A 19,096-nucleotide genomic window follows, 5' to 3' on the forward strand; every position below is an offset into this window, starting at 1 on the left:
AACGTTGGCGGGAAACGGTCCCGATGCGGTCACGGTGAGGACTCGGGCGGGACACCGGGTCGCCGCGGGAGTGTCAGAGGGGTCTGAGAAGGTGGACGCATGAGCGCAACGGGTACGGGCAGCGGGCACGTCGTCGTCATCGGAGCCGGAATCGCCGGGCTGGCAGCCGCCCACCGGCTGGTGGGGCGGGGCCTGCGCGTGACCGTGCTCGAGGCGTCCGGCCGGGTCGGCGGCAAGCTGCTGCCCGGTGAGATCGCGGGCGCGCGCGTGGACTTCGGCGCCGAGTCGATGCTCGCCCGCCGCCCCGAGGCCGTCGCCCTCGCCCGCGAGGTCGGCCTCACCGACCTCCTCCAGCCGCCCGCCACCGCGACCGCCTCCCTGTGGACCCGCGGCGCCCTGCGCCCGATGCCCAAGGGGCACGTGATGGGCGTCCCCGGCACCGCCGCCGCCCTCTCGGGTGTGCTGTCCGAGGAGGGCCTCGCCCGCATCGAGCGGGACGCCGACCTGCCCCGCACGGAGGTCGGCGACGACGTGGCGGTCGGGGAGTACGTGGCGGCGCGGCTGGGCCGAGAGGTCGTCGACCGCCTGGTGGAACCGCTGCTGGGCGGGGTCTACGCGGGCGACGCGTACCGGATCTCGATGCGCTCGGCGGTCCCGCAGCTCTTCCAGGCCGCGCGGACCCACGACTCGTTGACCGAGGCCGTCCGCGAGATCCAGGCCAAGGCCGCCGCGAACCAGCAGACCGGGCCCGTGTTCATGGGCATCGCGGGCGGGGTGGGAAGCCTGCCGCTCGCGGTGGCGGAGTCGGTGCGCGAGCGGGGCGGCGACATTCGTCTGCACAGCCCCGCACACGGCCTGCGCCGGGCCGGCGACGGCTGGGAGGTCCTCGTCGACGACCACATCGAGGAGGCCGACGCGGTGGTCCTCGCCGTCCCCGCCGGGGAGGCCGCCCGCCTGCTGTCCGCACACGCCCCCGACGCCGCCACCGAACTGCGCGCCGTCGAGTACGCCTCCATGGCCCTGGTCACGCTCGCCTACCGCCGCGCCGACATCACCCTCCCCGAGGGCAGCGGTTTCCTCGTCCCGCCCGTCGACGGACACACCATCAAGGCATCGACCTTCTCCTCCCGGAAGTGGGGCTGGATCGCCGACGAGAACCCGGACCTGCTCGTCCTGCGCACCTCCGTCGGGCGCCATGGCGAGACGGAGATCCTCCAGCGCGAGGACACCGACCTGGTGGACGTCTCCCGGCACGACCTGCGCGAGGCGACCGGCCTGGACGCCACCCCGGTCGAGACCCGCGTCACCCGCTGGGACAACGGCCTGCCGCAGTACCCCGTCGGCCACCACGCGCGCGTGGCCCGCGTCCGCGAGCACGTCGGCGCACTCCCGGGCCTCGCGGTGTGCGGCGCGGTGTACGACGGGGTCGGCATCCCGGCGTGCATCGCGAGCGCGTACGCCGCCGTCGACCAGATCCAGGGTGACCTGCGAGCTGTGCAGGAGCTCACCGCCGACCCGGTGCGGAGTCTGCACCAAGGAGCGGGAGAATGAGGACATGAGTGACGACGCCCCCACCACCGAGTCCGGCAGGATCCCGAACAAGGGCAAGCTGGCCAAGGACCTGAACGAGGTCATCCGCTACACCCTCTGGTCCGTCTTCAGGCTGAAGGACGCGCTCCCCGAGGACCGCGCGGGCTACGCCGACGAGGTCCAGGAGCTGTTCGACCAGCTCGCCGCCAAGGACGTGACGATCCGCGGCACCTACGACGTCTCGGGCCTGCGCGCCGACGCCGACCTCATGATCTGGTGGCACGCGGAGACGAGCGACCAGCTCCAGGAGGCGTACAACCTCTTCCGCCGCACCCGGCTGGGCCGCGCCCTGACGCCGGTGTGGTCGAACATGGCGCTGCACCGACCGGCCGAGTTCAACCGCGCGCACATCCCGGCGTTCCTCGCCGACGAGACGCCGCGCGACTACGTCAGCGTCTACCCCTTCGTGCGCTCCTACGACTGGTACCTGCTGCCCGACGAGGACCGCCGCCGCATGCTCGCCGACCACGGCAAGATGGCCCGCGGCTACCCGGACGTGCGCGCCAACACGGTCGCCTCGTTCTCCCTCGGCGACTACGAGTGGATCCTCGCCTTCGAGGCCGACGAGCTGTACCGCATCGTCGACCTCATGCGCCACCTGCGGGCCTCCGAGGCCCGGATGCACGTCCGCGAGGAGGTCCCGTTCTACACGGGGCGCCGCAAGGACATCGCCGAACTGGTCGCCGGCCTCGCCTGACCGACGTGCGGCCCTCGGGTCACCCCGAGGGCCTTGTGCTCAGCCTGCGGCCTTCGCGGCCGTCGCCTTCCGGTTGCCGGCCGTCGGCTTCGGCTCGGGCTCCGGCCGGGGTGCGCAGGCCGCGCGCCGCGCCGGGAGCCGGCCCTGAAGCAGATACGCGTCCACGTGGCCGTTGACGCAGGGGTTCGGCCCGCCCGCGATGCCGTGCGTACCGGAGTCCCGCTCGGTGACCAGGACCGAGCCCGACAGCCGGCGGTGCATCTCCAGGGCGCCGTCGTAGGGCGTGGCCGCGTCCCGCTCGGCGGCCAGGATCAGGGTCGGCGGCAGTTCACCGGGCCCGGTCCGCACGTCGAGGGGCTGCTGCCGGGGCGCCGGCCAGTAGGCGCACGGCAGGTTCATCCACACGTTGTCCCAGGTCTCGAAGGGCGCCACGCGTGCCAGCCGCGTGTTGTCCCGGTCCCACACCCGCCACTCGGTCGGCCAGGGCGCGTCGTTGCACTCGACGGCCGTGTAGACCGCGGCCGAGTTCTCCGCCTCGACCGCCGCCTCCGGATGCGGTCCCGCCTGCTGGATCAGCGGCTTCGGGTCGCCCTTCAGATACGCCGACAGGGCCTGCGCCCGGTGCGGCCAGTAGTCGTCGTAGTACCCCGCCGACAGGAACGCGCCCTGCAACTGGCCGGGCCCGACCTTCCCGCCGGCCGGCTTCTCGGCCAGCCGCGCACTGGCCTTCTCGTAACTGCGCAGCACCTCCTCGGCGGTGTCGCCGAGCCCGTACACGTCGTCGTGCCGGGCGATCCACTCCCGCAGGTCCGCCCAGCGGCCCTCGAACGCGGCCGACTGCGCGAGGTTGTTGCGGTACCAGACCTGCTCGGGGTCCGGGTTCACCGCCGAGTCGAACACCATCCGCCGGACGTGCGAGGGGAACAGCGTCGCGTACAGCGCCCCGAAGTAGGTGCCGTACGACGCACCCATGAACGTCAGCTTCTCCTCGCCCAGCGCGGCCCGCACGACGTCGAGGTCGCGGGCGTTGTTGAGGGAGGTGTAGTGCCGCAGCGCGCTGCCGACCCGCTGCGCGCATCCGCTCGCGTAGGCCTTCGCCTGCGCGATGCGCTCCCTCTTGTACGACTCCGAGGGGTACGTCGGCGCCTGCGAGGGCGCCTTGGAGAAGGACCCCGGATCCTTGCAGGACAGTGGCGCCGAGCGGCCCACCCCGCGCGGGGCGTAGCCGACGAGGTCGTACGCCGCCGCGAGGCGCTTCCACTCGGGGAGCGCGCCGACCAGCGGAAAGTAGAGGCCGGAGGCGCCCGGACCGCCCGGGTTGAAGACCAGGGCGCCCTGCCGGGGCACCCGGTGCTTGCTGTTGTGCGGGTCCTTGTGGGTGGCCCGGGCCCGGCTGACGGTCAGTTTGATGCGCCTGCCGTCGGGCCGGGCGTAGTCGAGCGGGACGGACACCGTGCCGCACTGGACGCCCTCGGGCAGGTCCTCCACCTTCGGGCAGGCACCGAAGGCGACGCCCGTGTCCCGGGCGCGCTCCGCGGCCACCGCGGCGCCGCGCAGTTCGGCCGCCCCGGGCACCGCCGGGGCGCTGTCGGCGGGCGCGGCGGCGAGCGTGGTCAGGAGCAAGGACCCGGCGGCCGAGTACAGGGCGGGGGCTCTCATACATTTCCCTTCAGTGCACGGCAGCAACAAAAGGGATGTTTCGTTCGCGCGTCGACGAAGGCAAGCACCGCCCGCCCGGTGTCGGCCCCAATGCCTCCGTGCGCCCCTAGGGGCCGCTACTGGCGCCAGTTCGGCTGCTCGCCGTGGGCGAAGGCCGCGCGCAGGTCCGGATCGCCGACGGCGCGGATGCCGTGGACGGCGACCGACGTGAGGTCCGTACGTCCGTCCCCGCCGGGGCGCGGCGCGAGGGCGGCCAGGACCCGCTGGCCGGCCGGGGAGGCCCAGCGCGAGTACGGGTGGACCTCGACCCGCGCGACGGCGAGGCAGCTGAGGGTGAGGGCGAGCGGCAGCCCGAACCAGAGGGCGACCAGGTGCCGGGGCATGTCCGACTGAGCCGGCATCAGCAGTGCGACGGTGCCGAGGGCGACGACGGCCACCGCGGCGAGCCGCACCTGGCGTACTCCGCCCGCGACCCCGGCGCGGGCGCCGTCCGGTACGGCGAGGCCCGCGCTGACCAGCCGGTCGGCGATGCCGCGCACCGCGTCCGTGGCCGCGGCGGTGGCCCGTACCGGCGCGATCCGCGACTGCCCCTCCGGTCCTATGGCCCCTATCACCGACCGTTCCACGTCGTCCCGTCCGCGCGGGTCCACGACGGTCGCCCAGCCGGTGTGGGCGAGCAGCAGCCGCCGCTGGCGGGCCATGGAGACCAGGGTGAGATCGGCGACCCGCCGCGGGCCGCCGGACAGGAACGCGGCCTCGTACAGCGTCAGATCGTGGGTGCGGCCCGCGTCCGCGTCGACGGCCGCCGCGTGTACGGCGGCCAGGCACAGACGCGTACACGCCGTGCCGGCGGCGGCCCATGCCAGCAGCAGGAGAAGCACCCAGAACATGGGGATTTTCTATGCGAACGGTGCGGGCGGCGCCATGCCTTGTTCACGATCCGGACAGAGCGTTGCCGGTATGTGATGTTCCGGCGGATCCCGGGTCAGGACGCCTCGGGCGCCGCCGGGGGCGGGTTGGAGACGGCCGGTGGGAGTGTGTAGGTCGGGGACGCGGAGGGCATGGCGGGGATCACCCTGCTCGGGTCGGCGACCAGGCCCGGCTGGGCGGGGGAGTTGGTGATCGGGGGAGTGCTGTCGGCGGCCATGTCCTGGGCCAGCGCGTCGAAGTCGACGTAGCCGGTGGCCTCCAGAACCCTGATGTGGTCCAGCACGGTGGTGTTCGCGTCGTCCGCGAGGCTCCGGACCAGCGAGTTGCGGGTACTGGCGCGCACCTGGGCGACGACCGAGAACACCTTGCCGTGCGCCAGCCGCAGGATGTTGGCGAAGTCCCGGTCGTAGGTCACACCCTGCGCCGCGGTCAGGGTCGCGAGCCACTGCCGCTGCTGCTCGGTGGCCTCGTTGGGCAGTTCCAGGCCCAGTTTCGCGGCCACGTCGCGCACCCGCTCGTCCAGGAACAGGTGCCCCTCGATGAGGTGCTCGCCCGCCGTTCGTACGGCCTGGGTGGTCCCCTTCTGCTGCGCCTCCTGGCCCGCGGGCAGCTCCCACAGGCCGGCCAGCCGGACCTTCGTGACGAACTCGCGGTCCAGAGCGGACAGCGGTCCGTACCTCGTCGACACGGTCTGGGCGTTCAGCACGTCCACGCCGGTCCCGGACCGGTCGGCGTACGACCAGAGCGGGAAGACCAGCGCCACGAGGGTCGCGGTCAGGCAGCCGATGATCAGCCCGGTGCCGGTGAAGATGCCTCTCCCCTTGACGGGGGGTCGCGGTCGCATGGTGCCTCCTGGTGCGGCACCGCACGCTAGTGCGTTTCGGGTGCGGGATTGGCATGTTACTGCGGGGTCTACGCCAACCGCCGTACGGGGGTGAATGGTTGCATCGTGGGAGACAAGGGGCGAATGGGGGAGGCGGAGTCAGGAGCACACCAGGGCAATGCGGGGCATTGTGTCGCCCCGATACAGGTCGTGGGCGTGCGGTGTTAACCCCGGCACACTCGGCGGTGGACGGGGCATGACCCACGGCCGATGGCAGGGGCGCCGAGGGCGTGGGCGGTGTCCTCGGTCCGCCGTCGAAAAACGTCGTCGCCATCCCGGCGCCGGTCAGCGCCGCAGCAGCACCCGCCGGGTCGCGCGCGCCAGTCGTACCGTCGGCCGTCGCGAGCGCGGCGCCGGTCCCGACCGGTCCAGCCACCACTCCCGCAGCGCCCGCCGCGTCGCCGCGTCCTCCGTGCGCCCGGCCAGCAGCAGGTGCTCGGCGAAGTCCAGGGCGTCCTTGCGGTAGCCGGCGGTCATCGGGTGGCCGGGGGCGTAGGCGAGGAAGGCGGGGCGGTAGGCGGCGCCGAGGATCTCCGGCAGCTCGGGTGCGATCTTGGCCACGACGTCCGCCCGCTTCCCGGCGAGCGCCCGTGCCTGCACACCCAGCCGCACCCGGTCGAACCCCTCCGGTACGGGCGTCCCCGCGACCAGCGCGGACAGCAGGGCCGTCTGCGCGAGGGCGAGCCGCTGACGGGCGGGGGCGTCGGAGGCGGGAGTCCCGGCGGTGTCGGCGGCCACGCCGACTTCGGCGGACTCGGCGTCCACGTCGGCCGATTCGGCCTTCGGGACCTGCGCGGGTCGCGCGCCGCCCTTCTCCAGCGCCTCCCGGATCGCCCCCAACTCCCCTTCCAGCTCCGCCGCCTCGGGGAAGTTCTCGTCCCGCTCCAGCAGGACCCCGGGTGGGGCGACGCGGGACGCGAGGTCGGTGAGGATGTCGAGGACCGGGCGGGGGACCGGGTGGGCGTGGCTGTCGTGCCAGACACCGTCGCGTTCGAAGCCGCCGGCGACATGGACGTACGCGATGGCCTCCAAGGGCAGTTCGGCGAGCGCCTCGGCCGGGTCCTCGCCGCGGTTGACGTGGTTGGTGTGCAGGTTCGCCACGTCGATCAGCAGGCGTACGCCGGTCCGGTCGGCCAGGTCGTACAGGAACTGTCCCTCGGACATCTCCTCGCCGGGCCACGCGAGGAGCGCGGCGATGTTCTCGACGGCGAGCGGCACGGGCAGGGCGTCCTGGGCGATGCGGATGTTCTCGCACAGCACGTCGAGGGCGTCCCGGGTGCGGGGCACGGGCAGCAGGTGGCCGGCCTCAAGACGCGGGGAGACGGTCAGCGGTCCGCCCGCCCGGACGAACGCGATGTGTTCGGTGACCAGCGGCGAGCCCAGGGCCTGGGCCCGCTCGGCGAGGGCGGTGAGACGTCCCTCGTCGGGCCGGTCCGCGCCGCCCAGCCCGAGCGCGACGCCGTGCGGCACCATGGTGACCCCGCGCTCGCGCAGCCGCAGCAGCGAGTCGGGGAGGTGTCCGGGGCAGATGTTCTCGGCCACGACCTCGACCCAGTCGATGCCGGGCATGCGCTCCACGGCGTCCGCGATCTCGGGCCGCCAACCGATGCCCGTTCCCAGTCGCTTCATGGTCCCCTCCTCGGCTTCGCCCGGATCCGCTGTGCCGCCTGCCCGGCGTGACGGGGGTATGGCCCCGCCACACGGTCCCGAACCCCTCGGCCGGGTCCTTCAGAGCAACATTTGAGGTTCGGGCCCGGCCGGCAGGGCCGACATGCCGTGTTCGGTCAGTGTCAGGAGGTACGCGAAAGACGCCCGCGACGTTCAGACGGCGGGCGAGAGGTCTGCGGGCGGCGGAGTGCCGCCGGTCAGCGCAGTGCGGGGTGGTCCGCGACCACCGTGCACGATCCGGCCGCGATCTCGGTGAACCCCGCATCCCGCACCAACGGCAGCCCGCTCGTGGTCAGTTCGGCCCAGCGACCGGCCTGCGCGGTCCGCACGGACAGCGGGAAACCGGCGTCACGCCAGGCCACCCGCTCCTCCTCCGCAAGTTCCCACCACGCGAGTTGGGCGCCGTGCCCGGCCTGGGCCATCGCCTTGCCCGCCGACATGTCGAGGTCCGGGTTCATCCACAGCACGGGTGCCGTCCCGTCGGCCTCGGCCGGCGGCTCCGGGTCGTCGAGGTCCGTGCCGGAGACCTGGAGGCGGGCCAGGTCCTTCGGCCAGCCGTCCAGGGGGACCGGCGGGAAGACCCGAACCTCCGCCGACTTGCCGGTGACGGTGATGCCGGGCAACGCCTCGGCCCGCCGCCACTCGGCGCCCCGGGCCCGCCGGACGACCTTCCGGATCCTCGCGTCCTGCCACGCCCGCATCGTCTGCGCCCACTCGCCGTCCCCGAGGGAACGCTCGTCACCGAGCATGACGAGCACGGCGCGGGCGGCCGTCTCCAGGGCGTCCGTACGGGGCGGCGGCGCGTCCCGTTCGATGCGGACGACGAGTGGCAGGACGAACTGGGGGGCACTGTCGCGGGCGCCGGGCTCGGGCCGGAAGGGGCCGGCGGCGGGGGCGGGGTCGTGGGTCACGCCGGCAAGCCTAAGCGGATTTACGCTGGTCCCATGAGCGAGGACTACTGCCTGATCCGCGAGACGGCGAAGCCGCCGAAGGCGGACGCGCCTCCGTACGCGGAGTGCGTCCTGTGCCGGGAGCCCACCGAGTACCCGGAGTCCTACAAGGGCATCACCCTGTGCCCGGTGTGCGAGTGGCAGGAGGCGCAGCGGACGGCCTGCTCGGGCTGAGTGCCGCGGCTGCGATCAGTTCGGACACCTTCACGAACCGGTATCCCTGAGCGCGCAGCCCGGGCACGATCGCGCGCACGGCCCGCTCGGTCGCCGGCGCCGCGCTGCGGGTGCAGTGCAGGACGACGACCGACCCCGGGCGCACCCCTTCGAGGACCTGCCGGGCCACCGCGTCGGCATCCGTCGCGAACGCGTCCCCGCCGACCACGTCCCACTGCACGGCGGTGACCCCGGCCGGCGTCAGGGCCTTCAGGGCCTGCCGGTCGTAGCACCCGCCGGGGAAGCGGAAGTAGGGCATCGCGTCCGGCACCCCGGCCGCCCGGAACGCGTCGTACGCCCGCTCCACGTCCGCGCGCATACGGTCCCCGGAGACGCTCGGCAGCCCGTAGCAGCCGGCGGTGAAGGCGTAGTGGCTGTAGGAGTGGTTGGCCACCTCGAAGAGCGGGTCGTGACCGATGGAACGAGCCTGGGCCGGGTACTCCTCGGCCCACCGGCCCGTCATGAACACCGTGGCCGGCACGCGCAGCGCACGCAGCGTCGAGATCAGGCGCGGATTGTCGAACCGCTCGCCCGCCGCCGCCCGCGGCCCCTGGTCGGCGGTCATGTCGGCGTCGAAGGTGAGCGCGACGGTCTTGTCCGAGGCCCGGCGGGGGCCGTTCTCGAAGACGGGGGTCACCCCCGCGGGGCCGGGAGCGAGCGTGGGCGGCCGGGACGGGGCCGGGGCGGGCGCGGAAGGCGCCGGGCGCGCGGGCCGCGGCACCGCGGCGGTGCCGCAGGCCGCGAGGGAGACCAGGGAGGCCAGGGCGACGCCCAGGGCACAGGAAGCGGTGGCGCGTCGTGGACGAGTGATCACCATGCGAACGTATGATGATCGGCCGCTTGGGGGTGCAGGCGCGGCGGTGGTGTCACCCGCTCAGATCGCCACTCAGAGCTCCCGCTGCTCCAACGGCCTGATCGCCGGTCCCTCCACCACCTTGCCGTCCGTGTCGAAGCGGGAGCCGTGGCACGGGCACTCCCAGGCGCGTTCGGCTGCGTTGAAGGCCACCAGGCAGCCCATGTGGGTGCAGCGCGGGGAGAGGGCGTGCAGATGACCGGCCTCGTCGCGGTAGACCGCGAGCCGTTCGCCGCCCGCCCGGACCACCGCCCCCTCGCCCGGCTCCACCGACTCCACCGACTCGGACCCGCGCAGCCGGTCCCCGACGAAGTGACGGGCGACCGTGGCCTGGTGCTTGAGGAACGACGGGGCTTCACGGACCGTCGAGCGCAGTCGGCGCGGGTCGTACAGCCCGCTCCACGCGCACTCCTCGCCGGTGATCAGCGCCGTGAGGAGGCGGCCCGCCATGATCCCGCCGCTCATGCCCCAGCCGCCGAAGCCGGTGGCGACGTAGGTGTGGTGCGCGCCCGGGTGCAGCGGGCCGACCAGCGGGACGGTGTCGGTGGGGTCGTTGTCCTGGGTGGCCCAGGCGTGGGTGAGGGTGACGTCGGGGAAGTGCTCGGCGGCCCAGTCGGACAGGTGCTGGAAGCGGGCGCGGGTGTCACCGGTGCCGGGCGTGAAGTGCTCCCCGGTGACGACGAGCAGCCGGTCGGCGCCGTGCGGTGCCGTACGCACCGACCGCGTGCCCTCGTCCGGCGTGATGTACATGCCGTCCGGATCGCTGTCGGCGGGGACGGTCCCGGCGACGACCAGTTCGCGGCGCGGCGAGAGCCGGGTGAACAGCAGGGCGCGGTCGAAGACCGGGTAGTGCGTGGCGACCACGACGTCGCGCGCGGTGACCCGCGCCCCCGTGTCGGTGGTCAGGCGGCACGGCTCGCCCTCCTCCAGACCGATCACGGTGGTGTGCTCGTGCACGTGCGCGCCCCGTGCGAGCAGGTCGTCGGTGAGGGCCAGCAGGTACTTGCGCGGATGGAACTGCGCCTGCCCGGTGACCTTCACCGCGCCCGCCACGGCGAACGGCAGACCGGTCTCCGTGACGAACGAGGCCGGCAGACCCGCCTCGTGGGCGGCGGCCGCCTCGGCGCGCAGTTCGTCGATCCGGCCCGCGTCACGGGCGTACGTGTACGCGCTGCGGCGCTCCCAGTCGCAGTCGACGCCCAGCTCGTCCGCGATCTCCGCGGCCCGCTCCAGTGCCTCGGACTGCGAGCGCGCGTACAGCCGTGCGCCCTCCGCGCCGCGGGTGCGCCGCAGCTTGTCGTAGATCAGGGTGTGCAGGGCGGTGAGCTTGGCGGTGGTGTGCCCGGTGACGCCGGCCGCCACCCGGTCGGCCTCCAGCACCGCCACGCGCCGCCCGGCCCGCGCCAGCTCCCACGCCGTGCTCAGTCCGGCGATCCCGGCGCCGATCACGGCCACGTCCACGTCCAGGTCGTCCGTCAGCGCGGGGCGGTCAGGCCCGGGCGCGGTCTCGAGCCAGTACGAGCCGCTGACGTGCGGGTTCTCGGTCATGCGGGCCGAGTACCCCGTTCCGGCCCCTTTCAGCGGGACCGGTGTCCGGGCGGCGGCCGACGGTACTCGGCCACGTCGACGTCCGGCCGTCGGACTCCGCCGGGAGTCCTTGTCGGCCACGGGGCACTCCCGCCGGCCGGGCTACCTACGCCACGGCCCCGTCACCGCGAACGTCGTCCCGGGTGCGTAGCAGTTGACGTACATGGTCTCGCCGTCCGGGGAGAACGTCACTCCGGCGAACTCGCCCCACTCCGGCTCCTCGGGAGTGCCGACGTTCTGGCGGTTGCGAGCCATCGCGTAGACCTCGCCGCGCCGGGTGACGCCGTAGACGTGCTGGGCGCCGTTGCCGTCCTCGCAGACCATCAGGCCGCCGCTGGGGGCGAGACAGATGTTGTCCGGGGACTCGCCGGGGAGCTGGACGTCCGTGTCGGGCCCGAAGACGATCACGAGGGTCAGCCGGCGCTCGGAGGGGTCGTAGCGCCAGATCTGACCGTAGTGGTCGGCCGCCGATCCCTCCGCGCTGCGCGCGAAGGACGACACGAAGTACACCGACCGGCCGCCCCAGTAGCAGCCCTCCAGCTTCTGCGCGTGCGTGATGCCCTTCGGGCCGAAGTCCTGGAGCCGGATGGGGGTCTCGACGGCCAGCGGGTCCGGTACGTCCACCCACTCGACGCCGTCGAAGCAGGCGCCCGTCTCCTGGATCGAGGACAGGTCGGGCACGCCGGGCACCCGCATCGCCTGGAGCCGGCCGCCGGCGCGCAGCGAACCGAGGCCGCGCAGCGGCTTCTCGGGCAGGAAGCGGTAGAAGAGGCCGAAGGGCTTGAGGAAGGCGTCCTCGGTCTCGTAGACGACACCGCGCTTCGGGTCGACGGCGATCGCCTCGTGCTGGAAGCGGCCCATCGCGGTCAGCGGTACCGCGCCGGAGCGGTGCGGGTCGACCGGATCGACCTCGAAGATGAATCCGTGGTCCTTGGTGTAGCCGTTGGTGCCGGCCTTGTCCTCGTTCTCCTCGCAGGTCAGCCAGGTGTCCCAAGGAGTGGGCCCGCCCGCGCAGTTGACGGCCGTACCGGCGATCGCGACCCGCTCGGACAGCACCTTGTCGTGCGAGTCCAGGGTCAGGGCCGTACAGCCGCCCTTGGCGGCCGGGTCGTACGTCAGGCCGGCGACCGTCGGGACGGCGAGCGTGGCGGTGTGGCGGTTCTCGTGGTTGCGGACCAGGTGGACACGGCCGTGTCTGCCGGCGAGGGCCGTCATGCCGTCGTGGTTGGAGGGCACCTTGCCCTCACCGGAGCGCAGCCGGTCGCCCTCGCGGGAGAGCACCCGGTAGCGGAAACCTTCCGGCAGGTCGAGCAGGCCCTTCGGGTCGGGCACGAGCGGGCCGTAGCCGGTGTGGCCGAGGGACTGCGCGGCCGCGGTGCCCGCGAAGAGTTCGGAGAGGTTTCCGGCGAAGGCGATCGAGACGCCCAGGACGCCCGTACGGGCGAGCAGCTGACGACGTGTCGTGGCGGGGGAGGGGGAGGGGGAAGCGGTCTCGGACATGGGGCAGCGACCTTCCTGCTGGCGGACAGGAAACTGTGACGTCGCCGTGTCTACCACCTACCGGGGGTCGCGGGAACCACGCGTGTACCACGCGCGTAGACGTGTCACGTGTCCGAAGGGTGCTCCGCGGCCTTCTCCAGGAAGCGCAGCAGCTCCACCGGAAAGGGCAGGACGAGGGTCGAGTTCTTCTCGGCGGCGACCGCCACGATGGTCTGCAGCAGCCGCAGTTGCAGCGCGGCCGGCGTGTCCTCCATCTGCTGCGCGGCCTCCGCGAGCTTCTTCGACGCCTGCAGTTCGGCGTCCGCGTTGATGATCCGGGCCCGCCGCTCGCGGTCCGCCTCGGCCTGCCGGGCCATCGACCGCTTCATCGTGTCCGGCAGCGACACGTCCTTGATCTCGACCCGGTCGATCTGCACGCCCCAGCCGACGGCCGGGCTGTCGATCATCAGCTCCAGGCCCTGGTTGAGCTTCTCGCGGTCCGACAGCAGGTCGTCCAGATCGCTCTTGCCGATGATCGAACGCAGGGAGGTCTGCGCCATCTGGGACACGGCGAACTTGTAGTCCTCGACCTGGACGAGCGCGTTCGCCGCGTCGACCACCTTGAAGTAGACGACCGCGTCCACGCGTACGGTCACGTTGTCCCGGGTGATGCCCTCCTGGGCCGGCACCGGCATCGTGACGATCTGCATGTTCACCTTGTGCAGCCGGTCCACGACAGGGACCACCAGGGTGAAGCCCGGCGCCCGCACCTGACCGGCCAGCCGCCCGAGCCGGAAGACCACCCCGCGCTCGTACTGCTTGACGACCCGCGCCGCCGAGGCCACGTAGACGAGCCCGGCGGCACCGGCCGCCACGGCCGCCGTCAACAGCTCCTGGAGCATCCCGGCCTCCTCGTCGAGGGGTCCGCTTTGTCTGCTCCTGCAACGATATGCCCGGTGTCCGGTCCGGGGCCACGACGGGCCCCGGACCGGACACCGGGCAGGAGTGCTGTGAGCCTGGTGCTACGAGGCTACGGAGATGGTCACCCGCTCGGGTTCCGTGCTGGTCACCCGCACGGGTTCGGTGCCCACCGCGCTGTGCCGCTCGGCCCAGTTCTCCAGTGCCGTACGGCAGGCGTGGTCCAGGTGGTGCAGCCCGGACAGGTCGAGTTCGACCGGGCGGTCCTGGGGCAGCGCCTCCAGGCTGTCGAGGATCTTCGGCAGCCTGAGGAAGGTCGCGTTGCCCGACAGGTACGCCTGGACGGGTCCCGCGCCCTTGTCTATGACCTCCAGCTTGATGTGCGAGGCCTCCCAGGCGGTCTTGGCGACGGACAGGGCCAGACCGATCAGAACGCCCTCGAACATGTTCACCGCGACGATGGAGACGGCCGTGATCACCAGGATCAGCGCCTCACCGCGGTGGCTCCGCCACAGCGACACGATCTCGCGGAAGGGGATCAGCTTCCAGCCCGCGTGCACCAGGATGCCGGCGAGGGCGGGCAGCGGGATCAGCGCCAGCGTCGACGGCAGCAGAGCCGCGAACAGCAGCAGCCACACACCGTGCATCACGCGGGATGCCTTGGTCTTGGCGCCCGCCTGGACGTTGGCGGAGCTGCGCACGATGACCGCGGTCATCGGCAGCGCGCCGAGCGCGCCGCACACCGCGTTGCCCGCGCCCTGGGCCATCAGTTCCTTGTCGTACTCCGTGCGCGGACCGTCGTGCAGTCGGTCCACCGCGGCGGCGCTGAACAGGCTCTCGGCGGAGGCGATCAGGGTGAAGGCGAGGATCGTGCCGAAGATGGCCGGGTTGGCCAGCTCGCCGAAGGCGTCCATGCCGGGCGGCTGGATGGAGTCCAGCAGGCCGTTCACCTGGACGGTGGCGACCGGAAGGCCGAACGCCAGGGTGACTCCGGTGGCCAGGAGGACCGCGGCGAGCGCGCCCGGCACCGTCTGCACCTTCTTCGGCAGCCGCTTCCACAGCACCATCACCGCGACGGTGCCCGCGCCGACCGCGAGCGAGGCGATGGCCGCGGTGCTGCCGAGCGCGTCGGCGGCGGCACCGGGCAGCCCCAGGATCTTGTCGATACCGGAGGTGGGGGCCTTCAGCCCGGCCGCCGAGTACAGCTGTCCGGCGATGAGCACGAGACCGATACCGGCCAGCATGCCCTCGACGACGGAGACGGATATCGCCCGGAACCAGCGCCCCAGCTTCAGGGCGCCCATGGCGAGTTGGAGCAGGCCCGAGATCAGCACGATCACGCCGAGCGCGGCCAGTCCGAACTCGTTCACCGCCTCGAAGACGAGGACGGTCAGACCGGCGGCCGGTCCGGACACCTGGAGGCTGCTGCCGCGCATGAGGCCGGTGACGATTCCGCCGACGATGCCGGTGACCAGGCCGAGCTCGGCCGGCACCCCGGAGGCGACGGCGACGCCGACGCACAACGGGAGGGCGACGAGGAAGACGACGAGGGAGGCGGCGAAGTCCTGCCGCAGATGGGGGAACTTGCTTCGATTCTCCATGGCGGTCCTCACAGAGCCCGGAAGGAGTCGGAGGACACGTCGTGGGTCAGCACGCACCCCGTGTGCACCTCGTAGTACCAGGCGTGCAAGGTCAGTTGTCCGTCCGTCAGCTTCTTGTCGATGAACGGGTAGGACCGCAGCCGCAGTACCTGGGCCAGGACGTGGCTCTGCACGCCCTCGGCCACGGCCGGGTCCTCCACCGCGCCCGCCGGGCGCGGGGTGGCGTGCGTGAGCCAGTCGCGCACGGCCGGTACGGCGGTCAGGTCGTCGCCCCGGACGAGGGCGCCGACGGCGCCGCAGTGGGAGTGTCCGCAGACCACGATGTCGCGGACGCCGAGCACCTCCACCGCGTACTCGATGGTGGCCGCCTCACTGGTGGGGTGTTCGGAGGCGTACGGGGGGACGATGTTGCCCGCGGTGCGCAGCTCGAAGAGCTCGCCGGGACGGGCGCCCGTGATCAGTGCCGGGACGACCCGGGAATCGGAGCAGGTGATGAACAGGACCTGCGGAGACTGGCCCTCGGCCAGCCTGGCGAACTCCTCAGGGCGCTGTCCGAACGTGCGGGCGTTGTCGATGAGGGGCTGCATGTGTGGTGACTCCTCCTGGCGCGCCGAAGGGCGCGTCGGGCTTACATGACAGAGGTGGGGGGATGGGGCAACTGCTCTGCTGTCAGCAGCGGAAGACCTGGAGTGCGGCCGGAGCGTGAGAGGTCAGGGGTCTCGACTTCCCGAAGGCTCCGTGCACGACCGGTCTGTCCACGGCCGCCGGATCCTGAGCCAGCAGCGGGCGCTCGGGCCCCTCAGGGGCGAAGTCGACGGCGCGGTGCCGGTCGCGGTTGTGCAGGGGGCCGGTCGGGCCCCCGGAGGGGTCGCAGTGGCGGAACGTGGCGGACTCGTCGCGCAGTGCCTTGCCCGAGACCTTGGTTCCGGGCTGGGCTTTGGCCACTGCATGACGGGCCGTGTGCGCGGTCGCGAAGGACGCGGTGGGTGCGAAGAACTGGAGGGAGAACAGGACGGCGGCGACGACCGTCAGTACGGCCCGAGCCGTCGTACCTCGCAACATGCGTCCCCCTCCCAGCGATTCGCGTTCCACGCTGTCTCTTACCCAGACCAATGGTTGGTCAATGACTGGTCAAGAAACACCTTAGCCCGGCAAAGTTGTTTGCAGGGTTAACTTAACGTTTCGAGCTGAAGAGAGGCTGAAGCGTGTGTGGTGGGTGGCGCGAACCGACTCTTGATCTTGGGGAGTCGGTGCGTTAGGGCCTGTCGGAGGGCGGCTCGACGAGCCCCTTGGCGTCCCGGGCCAGGGCGGTGAGGCGGGAGATCGCCCGGAAGTACTTCTTGCGGTAGCCGCCGTTCAGCATCTCCTCGCTGAACAACTGGTCGAACGGCAGGCCCGAGGCCAGGACCGGGACCTCGCGGTCGTAGAGCCGGTCCGCGAGCACGACCAGCCTGAGCGCCGTCGACTGGTCGGGAACCGGCCGCACGTCGGTGAGGCAGACCGCCTTCAGGTCGTCGGTCAGCGCGCCGTAGCGGCTGGGGTGGACGCGGGCCACGTGGTCCAGGAGTTGCGGGAAGGCGTCGAGGGAGGCGCCCGCCGTGCGGTGCGCGGCCCGGGTGACCTGCTCCTCCGTGAAGGGCGCCGGTGCCTCGGGCAGACCGCGGTGCCGGTAGTCCTCGCCGTCGATGCGCAGGGCGCGGAAGTGCGCGGACAGGCCCTGGATCTCGCGCAGGAAGTCGGCCGCCGCGAACCGGCCCTCGCCGAGCTTGCCCGGCAGGGTGTTGGAGGTGGCGGCGAGGGCGACGCCGGCGTCGACGAGCTTGCCGAGCAGGGTGGAGACCAGGACGGTGTCGCCGGGGTCGTCCAGCTCGAACTCGTCGATGCACAGCAGACGGTGACCGGAGAGGGTCTGGACCGTCTTCTGGAAACCGAGGGCACCCACCAGGTTCGTCAGCTCCACGAAGGTGCCGAACGCCTTGAGCGCGGGCTCGGCCGGGGTGGCGTGCCAGAGGGAGGCGAGCAGATGGGTCTTGCCGACGCCGTAACCGCCGTCGAGGTAGACGCCGCGCGGGCCGGCCGGGGCGGTCGGTGCCTTGGCCCGCCCGAAGCCCAGGAAGCCGCGCTTGGTCCGGCCCGCCCCCGAGGCGTGTGCCCCGCCCAGCCCGGCCGCGAAGCCCTCGAGGACGCGGACGGCCTCGGTCTGGCTCGGCTGGTTCGGGTCCGGGATGTACGTCCCGAAGCGCACCGAGTCGAACCGCGGCGGCGGCACCATCTCGGCGACCAGCCGGTCCGCGGGGACGCGCGGCTCACGGGCGCACAGGGACAGCGGGGCGGGGTCGGCTATGGAGCCGAATCCGGACGCGGCGGGGGAGGTAGACACGGTTACCCATGCTAAGGGTCGTGCCACACTGCACGACATGCGACGCCTGTTTCCTGTGACCGACGAGACAGTGGCCCGGACCCCGGGCGGTACTCCTGGTGAGGAGGGGGTGGGGGCCCTCGCGGAGGGCCCGGGGACCGACGGTGCCGGTGGGGTCGGCCGGGCTCATCTGGTCGACCGCGAGTGGAGTCTCGCCGAACTCGCCGCCGCCTACGCCTATCCCGAGACCGGGCCCGCGGGCGGGTCGGGGGCCGGCGGGCCGGGAGTCTGGCTGCGCGCCAACATGGTCTCCACGCTCGACGGGGCCGGCCAGCACGACGGCCGTTCGCAGCCCATCTCCGGCGCCGCCGACATGCGGATCTTCGGCACTCTGCGGGCTCTCGCGGACGTGGTGGTCGTCGGCGCGGAGACGGTACGCCAGGAGGGCTACCGGCCGGCACGCGCGCGTGCCGAGTTCGCGGAGGCGCGGGAGGCGGCCGGGCAGGGGCCGGCGCCCGCGATCGCGGTGGTCAGCGCGAGCCTGAACCTGGACTTCACCCTGCCGCTGTTCACCTCGCCCCTGGTGCCCACCCTGATCCTCACCGGCGCGGCCGCGGCCCCGGACCGTGTCGCGGCGGCCGAGAAGGCGGGCGCCCGGGTGGTCGTCGCCGGTGACGGTGTCGGCGTCGACCCCGCCCGTGCCGTACGGGCCCTCGTCGAGCTCGGCCACACCCGGCTGCTGACGGAGGGCGGCCCGCGGCTGCTCGGCCAGCTGGTGGCGGCCGGTGTCCTCGACGAGCTGTGCCTGACGGTGTCCCCGATGCTCACCGCGGGGGACGCGCAGCGCATCGCGGGCGGGCCCTCGGTCGCGGTGCCGCAGCGCTTCGAGCTGGCCGCCCTGCTGGAGGAGGAGGGGTTCCTCTTCGGGCGCTACCGGCGGACCTGAGGCGGTGTGTGCCGGTCGTGAGAGGCCCGACGCGCCGGAAACGCGTTCGGTCGGTACCGGTGGTAACGACATCCGTGGAATGAGCCGTTCCGTTTAGCTTTCGACGGGCACACTGAATCCGGCAGTACCCGTGCGATCGCGGGGCAGGATGGTTTCCGCAGGGCCTCGCACGGCCCACCCAGGAGGGGCCGGCAGGACTCGAAGGAGAAGGGGCGCCAGGTGTTCACAAGCGTTTTGATGATCGAGAAGGCCCTCACGTCCGCCGACGTGGAGTTCGTCACCACCCTGCACGGGGACGAGCGGGTCGCCTTCCACGTGCTGCTCCAGCCGCGCGGCGACCAGGCCGACCGGCTGCTGCGGGCCATCGACGACGTAGCGCTCGGCGAGCTTGACGAGGCCGCCCGGGAGGGCGGGACGCCGGAGGGGGACGAGGCGAAGGGGCCGGCCGAGCAGGCGCTCGACGTGTCCCTGAGAGCCCTGAGGGCGTCCGGCAGCGAGGCGGCGGGCCGGCTGATCGAGAACCATCCGCTGGACGCGCTGAAGTCGCTGGTCGAGGAGATCGGCGCGGACGAGGTGATCGTGCTGACCGATCCCCACTACGTGGAGGAGTTCTTCCACCGCGACTGGGCGTCGAGGGCGCGGCACAAGGTCGGGGTGCCGGTGCTGAAGCTGTTCTCACACAGCAAGGCCTGACCGCGGGGCTGACGGCAGGACCTGACGGGCGCCGCGTGCCGCACGGCGGGTGCCATAGGGTTTGCGGTAC

18 protein-coding genes are annotated in these 19,096 nt (G+C 72.6%); 5 read left to right on the forward strand and 13 right to left on the reverse strand.

Annotation, left to right across the window (positions count from 1 at the left end; all coding sequences use genetic code 11):
• Nucleotides 1-99: 99 nt before the first annotated feature.
• Complete coding sequence (gene hemG / locus AQJ84_RS00590; RefSeq protein ID WP_030041218.1) at nucleotides 100-1,551, forward strand: protoporphyrinogen oxidase; 1,452 nt, start codon at nucleotides 100-102, stop codon at nucleotides 1,549-1,551.
• A 4-nt stretch (nucleotides 1,552-1,555) separates the two neighbouring features.
• A complete protein-coding gene (gene hemQ, locus AQJ84_RS00595) occupies nucleotides 1,556-2,287 on the forward strand; it encodes a hydrogen peroxide-dependent heme synthase (protein WP_030041219.1) in 732 nt (243 codons plus the stop codon).
• Between the two features lie 39 nt (nucleotides 2,288-2,326).
• Here hemQ and AQJ84_RS00600 read toward each other — a convergent pair whose 3' ends face one another.
• The 5 genes from AQJ84_RS00600 to AQJ84_RS00620 all read right to left on the reverse strand — a co-directional run bounded on the left by AQJ84_RS00600 (nucleotide 2,327) and on the right by AQJ84_RS00620 (nucleotide 8,338).
• Nucleotides 2,327-3,946: an alpha/beta hydrolase gene (locus AQJ84_RS00600; protein ID WP_030041220.1), complete on the reverse strand. Its 1,620-nt coding sequence runs from the start codon at nucleotides 3,944-3,946 to the stop codon at nucleotides 2,327-2,329.
• A 116-nt stretch (nucleotides 3,947-4,062) separates the two neighbouring features.
• Nucleotides 4,063-4,836: a TIGR04222 domain-containing membrane protein gene (locus AQJ84_RS00605; protein WP_053192956.1), complete on the reverse strand. Its 774-nt coding sequence runs from the start codon at nucleotides 4,834-4,836 to the stop codon at nucleotides 4,063-4,065.
• A 95-nt stretch (nucleotides 4,837-4,931) separates the two neighbouring features.
• On the reverse strand, nucleotides 4,932-5,720 hold the full coding sequence (locus tag AQJ84_RS00610) for a DUF4142 domain-containing protein (protein WP_030041223.1): 789 nt from the start codon (nucleotides 5,718-5,720) through the stop codon (nucleotides 4,932-4,934).
• A 324-nt stretch (nucleotides 5,721-6,044) separates the two neighbouring features.
• A complete protein-coding gene (locus AQJ84_RS00615; RefSeq protein ID WP_030041224.1) occupies nucleotides 6,045-7,388 on the reverse strand; it encodes a DUF692 domain-containing protein in 1,344 nt (447 codons plus the stop codon).
• A gap of 236 nt (nucleotides 7,389-7,624) precedes the next feature.
• A complete protein-coding gene (locus AQJ84_RS00620; RefSeq protein ID WP_030041225.1) occupies nucleotides 7,625-8,338 on the reverse strand; it encodes an aminoacyl-tRNA hydrolase in 714 nt (237 codons plus the stop codon).
• 33 nt (nucleotides 8,339-8,371) lie between these two features.
• On the opposite strand from AQJ84_RS00620, the gene AQJ84_RS00625 reads away from it, so the two are divergent.
• On the forward strand, nucleotides 8,372-8,551 hold the full coding sequence (locus AQJ84_RS00625; RefSeq protein ID WP_030041226.1) for a hypothetical protein: 180 nt from the start codon (nucleotides 8,372-8,374) through the stop codon (nucleotides 8,549-8,551).
• On the opposite strand, the gene AQJ84_RS00630 is transcribed toward AQJ84_RS00625, so the two are convergent.
• From AQJ84_RS00630 to zapE, 8 genes are all read right to left on the reverse strand, one after another.
• Nucleotides 8,493-9,404, reverse strand: a complete 912-nt coding sequence (locus AQJ84_RS00630; protein WP_051870011.1) for a polysaccharide deacetylase family protein — start codon at nucleotides 9,402-9,404, stop codon at nucleotides 8,493-8,495. The genes AQJ84_RS00625 and AQJ84_RS00630 overlap by 59 nt on opposite strands.
• A 72-nt stretch (nucleotides 9,405-9,476) precedes the next feature.
• Nucleotides 9,477-10,991: an FAD-dependent oxidoreductase gene (locus AQJ84_RS00635; RefSeq protein ID WP_030041228.1), complete on the reverse strand. Its 1,515-nt coding sequence runs from the start codon at nucleotides 10,989-10,991 to the stop codon at nucleotides 9,477-9,479.
• A gap of 141 nt (nucleotides 10,992-11,132) precedes the next feature.
• Nucleotides 11,133-12,530, reverse strand: a complete 1,398-nt coding sequence (locus tag AQJ84_RS00640) for a PhoX family protein (protein WP_030041229.1) — start codon at nucleotides 12,528-12,530, stop codon at nucleotides 11,133-11,135.
• Nucleotides 12,531-12,634: 104 nt separating this feature from the next.
• Entirely contained in the window at nucleotides 12,635-13,411 is a 777-nt protein-coding gene (locus tag AQJ84_RS00645) for a slipin family protein (protein ID WP_030041230.1), read from the reverse strand.
• Nucleotides 13,412-13,531: 120 nt separating this feature from the next.
• Nucleotides 13,532-15,028 (reverse strand): SulP family inorganic anion transporter, encoded by a 1,497-nt coding sequence (locus tag AQJ84_RS00650; RefSeq protein WP_030041231.1) that lies wholly within the window; start codon nucleotides 15,026-15,028, stop codon nucleotides 13,532-13,534.
• Between the two features lie 8 nt (nucleotides 15,029-15,036).
• Nucleotides 15,037-15,615, reverse strand: a complete 579-nt coding sequence (locus tag AQJ84_RS00655) for a carbonic anhydrase (protein WP_030041232.1) — start codon at nucleotides 15,613-15,615, stop codon at nucleotides 15,037-15,039.
• 82 nt (nucleotides 15,616-15,697) lie between these two features.
• Nucleotides 15,698-16,090, reverse strand: coding sequence for a hypothetical protein (locus AQJ84_RS00660; protein WP_030041233.1), 393 nt, complete (start codon nucleotides 16,088-16,090; stop codon nucleotides 15,698-15,700).
• A 193-nt stretch (nucleotides 16,091-16,283) separates the two neighbouring features.
• A complete protein-coding gene (zapE, locus tag AQJ84_RS00665) occupies nucleotides 16,284-17,408 on the reverse strand; it encodes a cell division protein ZapE (RefSeq protein ID WP_030041234.1) in 1,125 nt (374 codons plus the stop codon).
• 37 nt (nucleotides 17,409-17,445) lie between these two features.
• Between zapE and AQJ84_RS00670 the strand changes: the two genes are divergently transcribed.
• Entirely contained in the window at nucleotides 17,446-18,333 is an 888-nt protein-coding gene (locus tag AQJ84_RS00670) for a pyrimidine reductase family protein (protein WP_030041235.1), read from the forward strand.
• A gap of 237 nt (nucleotides 18,334-18,570) precedes the next feature.
• Nucleotides 18,571-19,026, forward strand: coding sequence for a hypothetical protein (locus AQJ84_RS00675; protein ID WP_030041236.1), 456 nt, complete (start codon nucleotides 18,571-18,573; stop codon nucleotides 19,024-19,026).
• The last annotated feature ends 70 nt before the right edge of the window (nucleotides 19,027-19,096 follow it).

The sequence above is a fragment of the Streptomyces resistomycificus genome, from assembly GCF_001514265.1.
Taxonomy (GTDB): Bacteria; Actinomycetota; Actinomycetes; order Streptomycetales; family Streptomycetaceae; genus Streptomyces; species Streptomyces resistomycificus.

Excerpts from the sequence above, each read along its gene's own strand:
- AQJ84_RS00640 (WP_030041229.1), bottom strand. The coding sequence starts at position 12,530 with ATGTCCGAGACCGCTTCCCCCTCCCCCTCCCCCGCCACGACACGTCGT.
- AQJ84_RS00655 (WP_030041232.1), bottom strand. The coding sequence starts at position 15,615 with ATGCAGCCCCTCATCGACAACGCCCGCACGTTCGGACAGCGCCCTGAG.
- AQJ84_RS00635 (WP_030041228.1), bottom strand. The coding sequence starts at position 10,991 with ATGACCGAGAACCCGCACGTCAGCGGCTCGTACTGGCTCGAGACCGCG.
- AQJ84_RS00610 (WP_030041223.1), bottom strand. The coding sequence starts at position 5,720 with ATGCGACCGCGACCCCCCGTCAAGGGGAGAGGCATCTTCACCGGCACC.
- AQJ84_RS00660 (WP_030041233.1), bottom strand. The coding sequence starts at position 16,090 with ATGTTGCGAGGTACGACGGCTCGGGCCGTACTGACGGTCGTCGCCGCC.
- AQJ84_RS00625 (WP_030041226.1), top strand. The coding sequence starts at position 8,372 with ATGAGCGAGGACTACTGCCTGATCCGCGAGACGGCGAAGCCGCCGAAG.
- AQJ84_RS00670 (WP_030041235.1), top strand. The coding sequence starts at position 17,446 with ATGCGACGCCTGTTTCCTGTGACCGACGAGACAGTGGCCCGGACCCCG.
- AQJ84_RS00675 (WP_030041236.1), top strand. The coding sequence starts at position 18,571 with ATGATCGAGAAGGCCCTCACGTCCGCCGACGTGGAGTTCGTCACCACC.
- AQJ84_RS00615 (WP_030041224.1), bottom strand. The coding sequence starts at position 7,388 with ATGAAGCGACTGGGAACGGGCATCGGTTGGCGGCCCGAGATCGCGGAC.
- AQJ84_RS00645 (WP_030041230.1), bottom strand. The coding sequence starts at position 13,411 with ATGCTCCAGGAGCTGTTGACGGCGGCCGTGGCGGCCGGTGCCGCCGGG.
- hemG (WP_030041218.1), top strand. The coding sequence starts at position 100 with ATGAGCGCAACGGGTACGGGCAGCGGGCACGTCGTCGTCATCGGAGCC.
- AQJ84_RS00650 (WP_030041231.1), bottom strand. The coding sequence starts at position 15,028 with ATGGAGAATCGAAGCAAGTTCCCCCATCTGCGGCAGGACTTCGCCGCC.
- hemQ (WP_030041219.1), top strand. The coding sequence starts at position 1,556 with ATGAGTGACGACGCCCCCACCACCGAGTCCGGCAGGATCCCGAACAAG.
- AQJ84_RS00600 (WP_030041220.1), bottom strand. The coding sequence starts at position 3,946 with ATGAGAGCCCCCGCCCTGTACTCGGCCGCCGGGTCCTTGCTCCTGACC.
- AQJ84_RS00605 (WP_053192956.1), bottom strand. The coding sequence starts at position 4,836 with ATGTTCTGGGTGCTTCTCCTGCTGCTGGCATGGGCCGCCGCCGGCACG.